At 59.2% G+C, this 923-nt stretch carries 1 protein-coding gene; it reads left to right on the top strand.

Annotated elements, in window-relative coordinates:
- The coding region (locus tag G5T77_RS16655) for a LysR family substrate-binding domain-containing protein (RefSeq protein WP_166139465.1) at positions 1 to 706 on the top strand (706 nt) is incomplete at its 5' end.
- Positions 707 to 923: the final 217 nt, after the last annotated feature.

Here is a 923-nt window from a genome sequence, read left to right on the forward strand (position 1 = left end):
CGATCACGCAGTGAAGACCGCAGGCATGACAGCTCAAGGAGAATACGGCCGGCTTCGCATCGGCATCCATGCCTTAATCCCACGCAGCTTTCTCACGGAGCTGATCCGTCATTATCGGGAAGAACATACGGGCATTGAGGTTGAGATCACCGAAGGCACAGCCCGCGATGCGGTGATGCAGCTTCGTGCTGACCAGCTCGACGTGGTGTTCGTCGCGGGCAAGCCCGAGATGCCCGACTGCCATACCCGACCGATCTGGACCGAACCGCTGGTGGCCGTGCTATCGGATGGGCATCGCCTCGCCGGGCAGTCCGCAATCACTTGGTCCGATCTGGTCGGCGAGACTTTCATTGTTCGCTATGGTGGCACCGGCCCGCAGGTCCATGACCATATCGTGCTGCGCCTTGCCGGGCGTTGGCCCGCACCGTCGATCCGGCGCTTTGATGTGGGGCGCGACACGCTGCTATCTATGGTCGGACAAGGCTTCGGCATCACTATCGTCGGCGAGGCAACGTCATTGTTGCCGACGACCGGCATCGTCTTCCTGCCCTTCCTCGATGAACCGGAGCCGGTTGCCTTTACAGCCGTCTGGTCGCCGTTCAATCGCAACTCCGCACTGAAAAATCTACTCAACCTCGCAGGCAAAATGAAGCGTGACGGCGATTCGCCCAATCGTTTCCTGGATGGCACTCGACCGGCACGATAACGGCACAGGCGATCCATCCTATTTGCCGCCGATAGTATCCGGCAGCCCTCCGGCATCCTCTTTCCTGTTGCCCGTCCCGATTTTGCCTACTCTCTGATCGGCTCCGTCTCTTTTGCCGACTGGAGCCTGCATTGCGCGGAGGCCGAATCCTTTGGGGTCAGATCGCCGTAGTCATCACCATCGTTCTGGTGATGACACTGAGAAATTTGACGATAAT

The sequence above is a fragment of the Acinetobacter sp. GFQ9D191M genome (genome assembly GCF_011174875.1).
GTDB lineage: Bacteria > Pseudomonadota > Gammaproteobacteria > Pseudomonadales > Moraxellaceae > Acinetobacter.